The organism is Mesorhizobium silamurunense (genome assembly GCF_014843825.1).
Lineage (GTDB): Bacteria > Pseudomonadota > Alphaproteobacteria > Rhizobiales > Rhizobiaceae > Mesorhizobium > Mesorhizobium silamurunense.
In genome coordinates this window covers 43,594-57,931 of record NZ_JHQR01000048.1, presented here as the reverse complement: position 1 = coordinate 57,931, position 14,338 = coordinate 43,594, and the positions used below count along the sequence as shown (strand labels likewise).

Annotated in this window: 12 protein-coding genes; 10 read left to right on the top strand and 2 right to left on the bottom strand. The window is 65.4% G+C overall.

Annotated features, from left to right (window positions below):
• Positions 1 to 1,048: ABC transporter ATP-binding protein (locus DH10_RS05320; protein WP_192384374.1), on the top strand; the 1,048-nt coding region annotated here is incomplete at its 5' end.
• A 6-nt stretch (positions 1,049 to 1,054) separates the two neighbouring features.
• Here DH10_RS05320 and DH10_RS05315 read toward each other — a convergent pair.
• Positions 1,055 to 1,963, bottom strand: coding sequence for a LysR family transcriptional regulator (locus tag DH10_RS05315; RefSeq protein WP_192254670.1), 909 nt, complete (start codon positions 1,961 to 1,963; stop codon positions 1,055 to 1,057).
• Between the two features lie 125 nt (positions 1,964 to 2,088).
• On the opposite strand from DH10_RS05315, the gene DH10_RS05310 reads away from it, so the two are divergent.
• The 4 genes from DH10_RS05310 (at position 2,089) to DH10_RS05295 (ending at position 7,873) form a co-directional block, all read left to right on the top strand.
• Positions 2,089 to 3,744 carry an ABC transporter substrate-binding protein gene (locus tag DH10_RS05310; protein ID WP_192254668.1) on the top strand — a complete coding sequence of 552 codons (1,656 nt, stop codon included), beginning with the start codon at positions 2,089 to 2,091 and terminating at the stop codon, positions 3,742 to 3,744.
• Positions 3,745 to 3,746: 2 nt separating this feature from the next.
• Entirely contained in the window at positions 3,747 to 4,637 is an 891-nt protein-coding gene (locus DH10_RS05305) for a DUF427 domain-containing protein (RefSeq protein ID WP_192254666.1), read from the top strand.
• Between the two features lie 400 nt (positions 4,638 to 5,037).
• Complete coding sequence (locus DH10_RS05300; protein WP_192254664.1) at positions 5,038 to 6,360, top strand: NAD(P)H-dependent oxidoreductase; 1,323 nt, start codon at positions 5,038 to 5,040, stop codon at positions 6,358 to 6,360.
• Between the two features lie 19 nt (positions 6,361 to 6,379).
• The gene (locus DH10_RS05295; RefSeq protein ID WP_192254662.1) at positions 6,380 to 7,873 is read left to right on the top strand and encodes a xylulokinase; all 1,494 of its coding nucleotides are present in this window, start codon (positions 6,380 to 6,382) and stop codon (positions 7,871 to 7,873) included.
• 13 nt (positions 7,874 to 7,886) lie between these two features.
• Here the strand turns inward: DH10_RS05295 and DH10_RS05290 are convergent, their stop codons facing one another.
• A complete protein-coding gene (locus DH10_RS05290; RefSeq protein WP_192254660.1) occupies positions 7,887 to 8,849 on the bottom strand; it encodes a sugar-binding transcriptional regulator in 963 nt (320 codons plus the stop codon).
• Positions 8,850 to 9,088: 239 nt separating this feature from the next.
• Here DH10_RS05290 and DH10_RS05285 point away from each other — a divergent pair, with 239 nt between their 5' ends.
• From DH10_RS05285 to DH10_RS05265, 5 genes are all read left to right on the top strand, one after another.
• On the top strand, positions 9,089 to 10,075 hold the full coding sequence (locus tag DH10_RS05285; protein ID WP_210325257.1) for an ABC transporter permease: 987 nt from the start codon (positions 9,089 to 9,091) through the stop codon (positions 10,073 to 10,075).
• Positions 10,076 to 10,190: 115 nt separating this feature from the next.
• Complete coding sequence (locus DH10_RS05280; RefSeq protein WP_192384372.1) at positions 10,191 to 11,120, top strand: sugar ABC transporter substrate-binding protein; 930 nt, start codon at positions 10,191 to 10,193, stop codon at positions 11,118 to 11,120.
• Positions 11,121 to 11,151: 31 nt separating this feature from the next.
• The gene (locus DH10_RS05275; RefSeq protein WP_192254654.1) at positions 11,152 to 12,660 is read left to right on the top strand and encodes a sugar ABC transporter ATP-binding protein; all 1,509 of its coding nucleotides are present in this window, start codon (positions 11,152 to 11,154) and stop codon (positions 12,658 to 12,660) included.
• A gap of 107 nt (positions 12,661 to 12,767) precedes the next feature.
• Entirely contained in the window at positions 12,768 to 13,532 is a 765-nt protein-coding gene (locus tag DH10_RS05270) for an SDR family oxidoreductase (protein ID WP_192254652.1), read from the top strand.
• A 12-nt stretch (positions 13,533 to 13,544) separates the two neighbouring features.
• Positions 13,545 to 14,330, top strand: a complete 786-nt coding sequence (locus tag DH10_RS05265; RefSeq protein ID WP_192254650.1) for a glucose 1-dehydrogenase — start codon at positions 13,545 to 13,547, stop codon at positions 14,328 to 14,330.
• Positions 14,331 to 14,338: the final 8 nt, after the last annotated feature.

The following is a 14,338-nucleotide window of genomic DNA, read 5'->3' as shown; positions in this document are numbered from 1 at the left end:
GCAGTCGCTGCCGCGCGCGACGCCCGCCGAGGTCCCCACCGTCGCCCCGAAGCAGGCGCCGCCGATGCTGCAGGTGGAGGGGCTGAACAAGACCTATGCCAGCCACGGCCGTCCGCTGAGGGCGGTGAAGGATGTCTCGGTCAGCCTGCGGCCCGGCGAGACGCTGGGCCTGGTCGGCGAATCCGGCAGCGGCAAGACCACCTTCGCGAGGCTGCTGCTCGGCCTCGTCCCGCCGGACGAAGGCGGCAGCATCGAGCTCGAGGGCAGAGAGTTGGCGCCGCGGCTTGCAAGCCGCTCGGAGGACCAGGTCAAGGCGGTGCAGATCGTCTTCCAGAATCCGGATTCGGCGCTCAACCGCTCGCATTCGATCCGGCACATCCTCAGCCGCGCATTGAAACGGCTGGGCGGGCTCACCGGCAAGACGCTGGACACACGCCTCGATGAGCTTGTCCGCTCGGTGCGGCTCACCGACCGCCATCTCGCGGTCAAGCCGCGCCAGCTCTCGGGCGGCCTGAAGCAGCGCGTGGCGATCGCGCGCGCCTTCGCAGGCGATCCGCGCATCGTCGTTTGCGACGAGCCGACCTCGGCGCTCGATGTCTCGGTTCAGGCGGCGATCCTCAACCTTTTGGCCGACCTGCAGTCGAAGCAGGACGTCAGCTACATCTTCATCTCGCACGACCTCGGCGTGGTGCGTTATCTCTCCGACAAGATCGCCGTGCTCTATCTCGGCCGCATCATGGAATTCGGGCCGTCGGAAGCGGTGTTTTCCGGGCCGCACCACCCCTACACCGAAGCGCTGTTGTCGGCAGTGCCGAAACTCGACCGGACGGAGAGGTCGCGCATCCGTCTCGACGGAGAAATCCCGAGCGCGGCCAACCCGCCGACAGGCTGCGTCTTCCACACGCGCTGCCCGCGCAAGATCGGCGCGATCTGTGAGACGCAGGAGCCGGAGCTGACCGAGGCCGAGGCCGGCCACACCATCCGATGCCATATTCCTTTCGAGGAATTGGCACGGCTGCAGAAACCCAAGGCAGTGGAGCCGGCGTGATCGCCGTCAGAATGCCGCCGCACCTGCCATGCTGAAGGCGCGGTCGCTCTCCGCGAAAGCCTGATCGCCGGACAGGTTCCTGGCGAGCGTGCGCAGGCCGGTCAGGGCGATGTCGAGGGCATCCGAAGATGCCGGGTTCTCCGGATAGGCAAGGTAGATCGGGCGCTGGAACACCGGCGTATCCTCGACGCGCCTCAACTCGCCCCGCTCGATATGGGCGCTGACGGCGCTTAGCGGCAGATAGGCGGCCGCCCGTTGCGACAGCACGTGCTGCAGGCCGATGAACACCAGCCCGGCCGAGATAGCCGGCTTCACCCTGCCGGCAAAGACGCGGTCGTGCTCGACGCGGAATTCCAGCCCCCAGTCCATCAGGATGTAATTCTGCGTCCACGGCCCGGCCTGCGCCGTATGCTGGACGAGAACCACCTGGTCGACGGCCAATGTCTCATAGACGATGCCGGGATGCGGCTTGGGCAGATAGAGGATGCAGATGTCGAGCAGGCCTTCGGCCATCTGGTCGATCGCGAGATCCGGAAAGCTGCCTTCCAGCCGCAGCGCGACATTCGGTCGCTTCGCCCGCATCCAGCTGATCCAAGGCGAGGTGATGCTGTCCCAGAGATAGGCGGGCGCGGTGAGCCTGAGAAGCATCTCGTAGCCATCGGGAACGGCGATGTCCTGGCGCGATTGCTCCCAGGTGCGGGTGATGGTGGAGGCATGCGGCAGGAACTGCCGGCCGGCCGGCGTCAGCGTGACGCCGTCGCTGTCGCGGACGAACAGCTTGCGCCCCAATTGTTCTTCCAGCCCGCGGATGCGCGCGCTGACGGTGGACTGGGCAAGGTTCAGCCGATGGGCGGCAATGGTGAAGCTGCCATGCTCCGCGACCTCGAGGAAACTGCGCAGATTCTCGGTATCCATGGTTTTCGCTTCCGGCTTGGCGGCGATCGAAGTTTCCGATGGCCCTCATCAAAAAATATCGCTTTTCGGCCGTGGTCAACAATGAACTAGATGGCAAAGCCCCACGCCAGCCAAGGAATGCAGCCATGCCGAAGCATTTCAGGACGATCGACGCCGCTCGCGGAAATCTCAGCGCAATCGAGAATTCCGCTATCGACGAATTGCTTGCCGGCCGGATCGGCCGGCGTGAATTCCTGCGCCATGGCAGTGTGCTCGGCCTGTCGCTGCCCTTGCTTGGCGGCATCGCCTCGGCGATCGGCCTTGACGCTCCAGAGGCGCGCGCCGAAGGCAAGCCGGGTGGCACGGTGCGCGCTGGCGTCGCCGTGCCCGGCGGCGCCATCGACCCGGTGACCTTCTATGACAGCGGCAGCTACCAGCTCGTCTTCCAGACGGCCGAATTCCTGTGCGTGACGCAGCCGGATCTCACGCTGAAGCCGGTGCTGGCGGAAAGCTGGTCGCCCAACGCCGACGGCAGTGTGTGGACCTTCAAGCTGCGCAGGGGCGTGAAATTCCACAATGGCGAGGACTTCAGGGCCGACGACGTGGTGGCGACCTTCGATCGGCTTGCCGATCCGAACGGCGCCTCCAACGCGCTGTCGGTGTTCAAGGGCCTGCTGTCGAAGGGCGGCACGCGCAAGGTCGACGACCACACCGTCGAATTCCATCTCGACGCGCCGAACGGCAGCTTTCCCTATTCGGTGTCGATCGACAACTACAACGCCGTCATCCTGCCGGCGAGCTACAAGGGCGACTACGAGAAGACCTTCGAGGGCACCGGCCCGTTCCGGCTCGAAAGCTACACGCCGAAGGTCGGCGCGAGCTTCGTGCGCAATCCCGACTACTGGGGCGAGAAGGCGCTGCCCGACCGGCTCGAATTCAAGTTCTACGCCGACGTGCAGCCGCGCATACTGGCGCTGCAGGCCGGCGAGGTCGACGTGCTCGACGCCATCCCGCTCGACGTCAGCCAGGTGGTGCTCGGCAATCCCGACATCACGGTACTGCGCGTCGCGTCCACCGCGCATCGCCAGCTCCATATGCGCTGCGACATGGCGCCTTTCACCGACAAGCGCGTACGCCAGGCGCTGGCGCTCTCGATCGACCGCTCCAAGCTGGTCGACGGTCTCTGCCGCGGCATGGCGGCGACCGGCAATGACAGCCCGTTCGCGCCCGCCTTCCCCGCCACCGACAAATCGGTGCCGCAGCGCACGCAGGACATCGCCAAGGCCAAGCAGTTGATGGAAGCCGCCGGCCTCGCCAGCGGCTTCGACATGACGCTGACCACGCTGCGCTATTCCGACATTCCGGGCTACGCGCAGCTATTCCAGAACTTCGCCAAGGAGATCGGCGCGCGCATCTCGCTCAACATCGAGGACCAGGACAAATATTACGGCAAGGCGGTGTTCGGCCAGTCGGACTGGCTGGACAGCCCGCTCGGCATAACCGACTACGCGCACCGCAGCGTGCCGAACGTCTTTCTGAAAAGCCCACTGGTCAGCGACGGCCCGTGGAACGCCGCGCATTTCAAGAACGCCACCTATGACGGGCTAGTCACCGGCTATCTCAAGGCGCTCGACTTCGACTCACAACGCAAGGCCGCTTCCGACATCCAAAAACTGCTGCTCGATGAGACCCCGGTGATCTTCAGCTACTTCCCGGATCTGCTCGTGCCGGTGCGCAAGAACGTCAGCGGCCTGCCGCCGATCGCCGCCGGGCTGTTGCTCGATCGCGTATCGGTAGGTTGATCATGATTGCGCGCAAGAACCTGGCGGCAAACGACGAGAAAAGGACGAGTACCATTCGCAAGCCTCATCTGCGCGGCCGCGGGCCGCATTTCCCGCTGCTCGACAACATAGTGCAATATGAGTTCGAGCCGGGCTATGTCGCCTTCACCATGCCCTCACCCAAACGGCTGCGCGTGCAGGTCGGACCGATGATCGTTGCCGACACCACCAAGGCGCTGGTGTTTTATGAGAGCGACCATCTGCCGGTCTACTACTTCCCGATGAGCGACGTGCGCGAGGAGTTCCTGCTGCCGGGCAGGACGACCACGGAAGATCCGTTCAAGGGTGTCGCCACGCACTACTCGCTGAATACCGGTATCACGCTGGTCGAGGATGGCGCCTGGCGTTATCTCGATCCGGTCAAGGGCTGCCCGCCGATCGCGGACTACATCTCTTTTTACTGGCCGAAGATGACGCATTGGTGGGAGGAAGACGAGGAGATCTTCGTCCATGCCCGCGATCCGTTCCGGCGCGTCGACTGCCTGCCTTCTTCGCGGCGCGTCCAGGTGATTCTCGACGGCGAGCAGGTCGCCGACTCCCGGCGCGGCGTGTTCCTGTTCGAGACCGGCCACCCGGTGCGCCATTATCTGCCGATATCGGATACCCGGCTCGATATGTTCTCGCCCAGCCGCTACATCTCGCGCTGTCCCTACAAGGGTATCTCCAACTACTACCATGTGACGACCCCCAAGAAGCGGCACGAGAACCTTGTCTGGTATTATCCGGAGCCGGTGCACGAGGCTGAGCGCATCAAGGGGCTGGTGTGCTTCCACCACGAACTGGTCGACAAGATTCTGGTCGACGGGGTGGAGATCCCGAAGGAAGCGACCGCCGCGTCCGACGGGTATTTTTGAGCGGCGCTTCTCTGTCTTATGATCCCGGAGCGGAACAAGAGCGCAGCGCTGCTCAGCGGTGCGGAATAGCAGCGCCGCGATCCCTCGCGCCCCCCTCTGTCCTGCCGGACATCTCCCCCACTTTGGGGGGAGATTGGCAGTTCGGGCGCTCCGCTCACTCCTGCAACATTGAAAAAATAGCGAAGATGGCGCGACGGCTAATCTCCCTCCTTGTGAGGGAGATGTCCGGTCCTGCAGCGCGGCTGCTGCGGAGGACGGGCAGGACAGCGCGCTGTCCCGCCAGCATCAAAAAGTTCATGCAGCGTCTGCCGAAATGCCGGTTGAAATATTTTTCAAATAGAAATAGGAATGTTCAAACGATGATCGCGGCGCGGCGGCGCCCGGAACCGGAGGAAGCGACATGTCCCATCCGCAATTCGCAGCGGAACTCCTGCAGCGCGCTGAAAAACAGGGACCGATCACCATCGGGCTCGCCGGCGCCGGGCAGATGGGAACGGATATCGTCGTCCAGGTAGCACTCATGCCGGGCATGCGCATCGGCGCCATTTCCGAAGTCAGGCCGCAGGCGGCGATCGACGCCGCGCTTCTCGCCGGCCACGACCGTTCCGACATCGTGCAGGCACCCAATGCCTCGGCCATCGACCGCGCCATCGAGGCCGGCAAGATTGCCGTCACCGAGGACCTGCACGCGCTTGCCGCCGCCGGCCGCATCGACGTCATCATCGACGCGACAGGCAATCCCAACATCGGCACGCTGTTCGCGCTCGAAGTGATGAAGAACGGCAAGCATATCGTCATGCTCAACGTCGAGGCCGACATCACCATCGGGCGTTTCTTGAAAGAGGAAGCGCGCAAGGCCGGCGTGGTCTACACCGGCGCGGCCGGCGACGAACCAGCCTGCACGCTGGAGATCATCGGCTTCGCCAAGAGTCTTGGCTTCAACATCGTTGCCGCCGGCAAGGGCAAGAACAATCCGCTGAAGTTCGACGCAGTGCCCGCCGACTACGAGAAGGAGGCGGCCGAGCGCAACATGAATGCGCGCATGCTGGTCGAGTTCGTCGACGGCTCGAAGACGGCGATCGAGATGGTGGCGATCGCCAACGCCACCGGCCTGGTGCCCGACGTGCCGGGCATGCACGGCCCGACGGCGACGCTGGAGGAGCTGGCCAGCGTGCTCTGCCCGCGCGAGGACGGAGGCGTGCTGCATCGCAAGGGCGTGGTCGATTATTCGATCGGCAAGGGTGTGGCACCTGGCGTGTTCTGCATCATCGAGACCAAGCACCCGCGCGTCTTGGAGCGCATGATCGACCTCAAGGTCGGCAAGGGTCCCTATTTCACGATCTTCCGCCCCTATCACCTGACCAGCCTGGAAGTGCCGCTGTCGGCGGCGCGCGCCGTGGTCTACAAGCGCGCCGACATGGAGCCGCTCGACCATCCGGTTGCCGAGGCTGTGGCGGTCGCCAAAACCAATCTCGGCACCGGACAGTCGCTCGGCATGATCGGCGAGAACGACTATCGCGGCTTCGCCATGACCTGGGAGGACGCGCGCGCCAAGGGCGCCCTGCCGCTCGGCCTTGCCGAGCGCGCCAAGGTGGTGAAGCCGGTCAAGGCCGGCGACTTCCTCACCTATGAAAACTGTGTACCCGACGATTCGATGGTGATAACCCAGATCCGCCGTCGTCTCGACCAGTCGGACGGGCGGTTCGTAACCAACGCGGCCTGACCTTCCGGATCCCCGCCTGATGGACGATGTCGTAATCGGGATCGACGCCTCGACGACGGCCGTGAAGGCGATCGCTTTCGCGCGCGACGGCACGGAGCTTTTCCAGGCACGCGAGACCTATCCGCTTTCCAATCCGGCGCCAGGTCATTTCGAGCAGGACGCCGAGCATTGGTGGACGGCGCTGCTATCGGCGCTGAAACAGGTCGCTGACAAGATCGGCGCGTCGCGCGTGAAGGCGATTTCGATAGCCCACCAGCGCGAGAGCTTCACGCTTATCGACGGCGCCGGCAAGCCGCTCATCCCCGCCATCCTGTGGCTCGACGAACGCGCCCGCCGCCAGGTGGCGCGGCTTTCAGAAGAGCTCGGCCGCGAAGCGATCCGCGACTGGAGCGGCAAGCCGCCGGACCCGACGCCGGCGCTCTATGCGCTGGCCTGGCTCATGGAGCACAGGCCGTGGGCACTCACTGATGCGGCAGCGCTCGTCGACGTGCATGCTTTCTTCATCCACCGGCTGACCGGGCGTCTCGTCACCAGCACGGCGAGCGCCGATCCGCTCGGGTTGCTCGACATCGCGCATTGCACTTGGCATCCGCGGCTGGTCGAGGCGGCAGGCCTGCGGCCAGAGCAACTGCCGGAACTGGCTGCGCCCGGCGCGATCTGCGGCAAGCTTTCCGAAGATATCACTGCGGCGACCGGCCTGAAGGCCGGCACGCCGGTCGTGGCCGGCGCCGGCGACGGCCAGGCGATGGGTCTCGGCATGGGCGTCTACGGTCCCGGCAAAAGCTATCTGTCGCTGGGCTCGGGCGTCGTCAGCGGAAACTATTCCGCCACGGTCACGACATCGGATGCGTTTCGCACGCTGGTCTCCCCGACCGGCACCGGCTTCATGCTGGAAACCGTGCTTCGCTCCGGCATGCAGTTGGTCGACTGGATCGTGCGCACCACCGGATCGCCTTCGGCCGCCGTGCTGGAAAAGGCGGCAATGACGGTCGCCCCTGGCAGCGACGGCCTGCTCGTCATGCCTTATTGGGCCGGCGTCATGAGCCCCTATTGGGACGGCGCGGCGCGCGGCGCCATCGTCGGCTTGTCGCTCGATCATCGACCGGAGCATCTTTTCCGCGCGACTCTGGAAGGCATTGCCTTCGAGCAGGCGATCGCCACCGATGCGATGGAGGAGCAGACCGGCAAGGCCGGCGCGATGATCGCGGCCGGTGGCGGCACCAATTCGACGCTCCTGATGCAGATTATGGCGAGCGTGCTCGAGCGGCCGCTCCTCGTCTCGCCGGTCAACGAGGCGGCGGCACTCGGCGCGGCCATGCTCGCGGCCACGGCAATCGGCTGGTTCGCCTCGCCGGAGGACGCCGCAAAGGCGATGGCCGCGGCGCCGGCAAGGCAGGTCGATCCTGTCGAGGCCCTGATCCCGACCTACCGCGCCCGCAAGGCGATCTACCGCGACCTCTATCACGCGACGCGCGATATCCATGCGCGGCTCAGTGATATTGGGCAGGTGTAATTAGGTCCAGACCTTAGCGATTGAGCAGCCCCTTGGCCGCGTCCTCGTCGGTGATCAGCACCGAGACCTTCGTGTTGGCGAGTGCTGCGCGCATGACGGCGATCTTCTCTTGCCCGCCTGACACCAGAATAGTGGTCGGGATGTCGGACAGATCCTGGAGCGGATAGGCGCAGACGCGGCGGTTGACCTCATGGTCGACGATGTGGCCCTCGGCGTCGATGAAATGGCAGAGGATGTCGCCGACCGCGCCGGCCGCCTGCAATTCCTCCAATTCGCTCGGCTTGATGAAGCCGTAATTGGCGATCGGACTGTCGCTGGAGAAGGAGCCGACGCTGAGCACGGCGATGTTGGCGCGCCGCGCGCGGAAGACGACGTCCTGGACGCTGCGCTGGCTCATGAAGGCATCGCGCTGCTCCGGCCGGTCGGCATAGACGGGCACCGGCAAGAGGTAGCATTCGGCGCCGATCTTTTCGGCAAGCTCCCAGGCGCTCTCGGTCGGATTGAGCGGCTGCGCGTGGGTGAGGCCGCCAAGCATTGAGACCACCGTGGTCCTGGCGATCGGCCGTCTGGGCAATTCGTTGATAGCGAATTTCAGCGTGCGGCCCCAGCCGAGCGCAATCACGTCGCCGGGATTGACGTTGTCGGCGAGATAGGCCGCGGCGGCATGGCCTATCATCAGCGGCGCGTTGCTCCTGTCGGCGGCGGACGGCACGACCACGGCGTGGCTGAGGCCGAAGCGCTGCTTCAGGCTTTCCTCCAATTGCACGCATTCGACGACACTGTCGCGGATGCGAAACTGGACCACGCCCTCCTCGCGCGCGGCGGAGAGTATCCGGTGCACCTTGATGCGACCGACGCCGAGGATCTCCGAGATCCGCTCCTGCGTCAGGCCTTCGACATAATAGTGCCAGGCGGCGCGGGCCTTGAGCTCGGCGTCCGGGAAGCGCGAAGCCTTCTCGTTCTCGATCGCCGCCATCCTTATGCCTCCCGCATGCGCTGGACTTCCCTATGGCAAACCGTCGGCTCGCGCAAACCGCCGCCGAAAGCGTCGGCGGCACTTGACAATTTTCTGATGAACGTTTTAGCTGAACAAAATTGCATATCAAAGATAAATTGTTCACAAGGGAGGATGCCTGGTGAACAAGAGCGGACGGCGAGGCACGCCGGCCCGCTGACGGAGGAGACGAAGTGGCCGTGAGCAACGAGACGAGCGAGTTGAAGGCCGGCACCGGTGCCGCGCAGGGCGCTTCCGGTGCAAAGCTTTCGGCCCTGTTTGCCGGAACGATGGGACCGCTGATCGGCCTGGCGCTTTTGTGCCTGGCGCTGGCGCTGACCACCGATACCTTCCTGACGGTCCGCAACATCCTCAACGTGCTCGACCAGGTGACCGTGCTCGGCATCATGGCGATCGGGATGACGCTGGTCATCCTGATTGGCGGCATCGACCTTTCCGTCGGCTCGGTGCTGGCGCTGGCCTCGATGGTGATGGGCTATGTCGCCTACCCCGACTATCTCAACCTCGGTGTGCCGGTAGGCATTGCCGCAGCGCTCATCGTCGCCGGCGCCTGCGGCCTGGTCTCCGGGCTGCTGGTGACGGTGGCGAAGCTGCCGCCCTTTATCGCGACGCTCGCTATGATGTCGGTGGCGCGCGGCCTCGCCAACATGATCACCGACGGCTCGCAGATCGTCGGCTTTCCCGACTGGTTCACCAACCTGTCGATCGTGCGCCATTTCGGCTTCCTGTCGGTCACCGTCGGCCTGATGATCGTGCTGGCGATCGTCTTCGCCATCTTCCTCAACTATCGCGCCACCGGTCGCAGCCTCTACGCGATCGGCGGCAGCGCCGAGGTCGCCCGCCTCTCCGGCATTCCGGTTAAATCGCTGACCAACTGGGTCTATGCGATCTGCGGTTTGCTGGCGGGACTCGCCGGCATCGTGCTCGCAGCACGGCTCGATTCCGTGCAGCCGAGCTCAGGCGTCGGCTACGAGCTCGACACGATCGCCGCAGTGGTGATCGGCGGCGCCAGCCTTTCGGGCGGCATCGGCTCGATCGGCGGCACGGCCATCGGCGTCCTCATTATCGGCGTGCTGCGCAACGGGCTCAACCTGCTCGGCGTCTCGCCCTTCATCCAACAGGTGGTGATCGGCGTGGTGATCGCGCTGGCGGTTGCCACCGACACCTGGCGGCGCCGCAGGCAATAGGAATTCGCCCGGATGTCCGGGCGGAACGGATCGGTCGATCCGAGACTGGGACTGTCCGGCCGGGGGCGCCGCGATGCGCAGGCTGGACGGAATTGAACACCAACGGAGGAAAAACATGCTGACCAAACGTTCACTGCTGCTTGCGGCCGCGGCCATTGTCCCGCTGCTCGGCCTGTCCGATGCCGCCTCGGCCAAGGACGCCAAGAAGCTCGGTCTCGCCGTCGCCAATCTGCAGGCGGACTTCTTCAACCAGATCAAACAGTCGGTCGAAGCCTACGCCAAGGAGAAGGGCATCGAGGTCATCACCGTCGACGCCAAGGGCGACTCGGCAACGCAGGTCAGCCAGGTGCAGGACCTCGTCACGCAAAACATCGACGCGCTGATCTACATCCCGGCCGGCGCCACCGCCGCCACCGTTCCGACCAAGACCGCCAAGGCCGCCGGCATCCCGGTGGTCAATGTCGACCGTAACGCCGACGGCGCGCCCGGCGACACCTTCATCGCCACCGACAGCGTCAACTCCGCCAAGGGCGTGTGCGACTACATCGCCAAGCAGGCCGGCGGCAAGGGCGAGATGGTCATCATCCACGGTCAGAAGGGCACGACGCCGGAAGTCGACCGCTCGAAGGGCTGCGGCGAGGCGCTGAAGGCCTATCCGGGCATCAAGGTGGTCGGCGAGCTGTGGAGCGACCAGTGGCACCAGGACGAAGGCTTCAAGCTGGCGCAGGACCTGCTGCAGGCCCATCCCAATGTCTCGATCATCTTCGGCCAGGCCGACGCCCTGGCGCTTGGCGCCGCGCAGGCGGTCAAGGTCGCCAATCCCGACCACAAGGTCTGGATCGCCGGCTTCGACGGCGACGTGGCGGCGCTGAAGGCGTTGAAGGATGGCGTCTTCGACGTGACCGAGACGCAGGGCATGGGCCGGCTCGCCGTCGACTCGGCGATCAAGATCGTGGCCGGCGACAAGCTGCCCGCCGACCAGCTGCAGGACGCGACGCTGACCACCAAGGACAATGTCGCGCAGTTCATCGAGAAGCATCCCTGAGGGCTAGCTGAGTACCTAAAAGAGCGCCACGATGTCCCTTGACCCCCACACCGGCGAAAGCCCGCATAACGGGCTCTTCGTCAACGGCCTCTGCAAGAGCTACGGACCGGTGCAGGTCCTGGCCGATGCGAGCTTCGAGGTGCGGCCGGGCGAAGTCGTGGCGCTGCTCGGCGAGAACGGCGCCGGCAAGTCGACCGTCTCGAACATCATCGCCGGTTCGACCAGGCCCGACGCCGGCACCATCATCTGGCGGGGGAAGCCCTACTCCCCCGCCAACCCCGCCGCGGCCATCGAGGCCGGCGTCGGCATGATCCATCAGGAATTGAAGCTGCTGCCGGACCTGTCGGTGGCGGAGAACGTCTATGTCGGGCGCCTGCCGATGCGCGGCGGCCGCATCGACCGCGCGACCATGAACGCGAAGGCCTCGGCGCAGTTGAAGCGCCTCGGCCTCGACGTCTCGCCGGAGCGCAAGGTGCGCACGCTGCGCGTCGCGGCTCAGCAGCAAGTCGAGATCGCCAAGGCGCTGACGCTGAACGCCGAGCTTTTGATCCTCGACGAGCCGACGGCGGCGCTCGGCGGCGAGGAGACGGAGCTCCTCTTCAAGCAGATCCGCAAGCTCAAGGCCGAAGGCATGTCCTTCGTCTATATCAGCCACCGCCTCGACGAGATCGCGCAGATCGCCGATCGCGTGGTGGTGATGCGCGACGGCCGCATCGTCGCCCGGCACGAGCGCGCCGACATCCCGGTGCGCACCGTGGTCGAGCAGATGGTCGGCCGCAGCGTCGAGCGCATGTTCCCGAAGCTGTCGGCGCCGGGCACGGAGACGGTGCTCGAAGTCGAGAACCTGTCCTCGCCGGAGCGCAGCTTCAACAACGTTTCATTCTCGGTGAAGTCGGGCGAGATCCTCGGCATCGCCGGGCTGATCGGCGCCGGCCGCACGGAGCTGGTGCGGGCGATCGCCGGCGCCGATCCGATCTCGTCTGGTGCGGTGCGCGTCGCCGGCCAGCCAGTCCACCTCAGCGGCCCGGCCGCGGCGATCAGGGCCGGCGTCGTGCTGGTGCCGGAAGATCGCAAGGAACAGGGCGTGGTGCTGGAACAGACGATCGGCGAGAACCTCGCGATCGGCAATTTCGACCATGTGGCCCCGAAGGGCTGGGTGTTTCCCAAAGCGGTGCAGAGGTTCGCCGAGGCCGGCATATCGAGGCTCGGCGTGAAGGGCCGGCCGAACCAGGCGGTCTCAAAACTTTCCGGCGGCAACCAGCAGAAGGTGATCATCGCCAAATGGGTGTCGCGGCCGCCCAAGGTGTTCATCCTCGACGAGCCGACGCGCGGCATCGACGTCGGCGCGCGCGCCGCGATCTACGACGTCATCGCCGACCTCGCCCGCTCGGGCATGGCGGTGGTGGTGGTGAGCTCGGACCTCGAGGAGGTGCTGGGGCTTTCGCATCGCGTGCTGGTGCTGAGCCGCGGCCGCCAGCGCGGCATCCTCGATCGCGATGAGGCGAGCAACATCGCGGTGATGGAACTCGCGACAAGCTGAGGACGACACATGGGAACAAAGCGCAGCAGGTGATACCCTCCCAAGCACCGGACCGCGCGGGGCGCCAGCAGGACTGGCGCCCCTTCTTTCAGAGAGAGGGGAGAGAGATGAAACTGTTCGATCTTCATGGCGACGTGGCGCTGGTGACGGGCGCCGGCAGCGGCATCGGCCAGGCGATCGCCATCGGGCTCGCGGAAGCCGGCGCCGATGTCGCCTGCTTCGGCCACAGTTCGAAAGGCGGGCTGGAGGAGACGGCCGGCAAGATCAAGGCGCTCGGCCGCAAGGCGCTGGTGCTGACCGGCACGGTGACTTCCGAGAGCGACCTCGCGGCGGCGGTCGAGCGTATCGAAAAGGAACTCGGCGCGCTGACGATCGCGGTCAACAACGCCGGCGTCGCGGGAGCCGAACCGGCCGAGACGCTGCCGATGGAAAAGTGGCAGAAGCTCTACGACGTCAATGTCAGCGGCGTGTTCCTCTCTTGTCAGGCCGAGGCGCGGGTGATGCTGCCCCGCCGCAAGGGCTCGATCGTCAACATCGCCTCGATGTCCGGCTCGATCGTCAACCGCGGCCTGACGCAGGCGCACTACAATTCATCCAAGGCGGCGGTGATCCACATGTCGAAGAGCCTCGCCATGGAGTGGGCCGATCGCGGCCTGCGCGTCAATGTGGTGAGCCCCGGCTACACGCTGACGCCGATGAACAAGCGGCCGGAAGTCGCCGAGCAGGTGAAAATCTTCGAGCGCGACACGCCGATGGGCCGCATGGCGACGCCGGAGGAGATGGTCGGCCCTACCGTGTTCCTGGCGAGCCGGGCCGCAAGTTTCGTCACCGGCATCGACCTCATCGTCGATGGCGGCTTCGTCTGCTGGTAGGAGAAAGAAAAGGTGCAGAAGCGTTTTGAAGGAAAGACAGCGGTCGTCACGGGCGCCAGTGGCGGCATAGGTGCGGCCATGGCGAAACGCTTCGCGGCAGAGGGTGCTACGGTCGTGATAAGCGCCATCGACCCGCGCGTCGACGAGGTCGCTGCCGGCCTGAAGGCTGCGGGCGCGAAGGTCGCCTCGATGCGCATGGACGTGACGAAGAAGGATGAGGTCGCAGCCCTCTACGATCTCGCCGAAAAGCAGTTCGGCCGCGTCGACATCTCGGTTCAGAACGCCGGCGTCATCACCATCGCCAAGATCGAGGCGATGACGGAAGCCGAGTGGGACAAGGTGATGGCGGTGAACACCAAGGGCGTGTTCCTGTGCTGCCAGGAAGCGATCGGACGCATGCGCAAACATGGCGAGGGCGGCCGGCTGATCAACACCGCGTCCGGCCAGGCGCGGCAGGGTTTCATCTACACGCCGCACTACGCCGCCTCGAAGTTCGGCGTCGTCGGCATCACCCAGAGCCTGGCCAAGGAAGTGGCCAGGGAAAAGATCACCGTCAACGCCATCTGCCCCGGCATCATCGACACCGACATGTGGGCCTATAACGACACCGCATGGGGCAAACTGCTCGGCGACTACAAGCCGGGCGAACTGATGGCGGAATGGGTGAAAAACATCCCCATGGGCCGCGCCGGCAGTGGCGAGGATGTCTCCGGGCTGGTCAGCTTCCTTGCCAGCGACGACGCGGCCTACATCACCGGACAGACCATCAATGTCGACGGCGGCCTGATCATGTCGTGAGGGGGCCG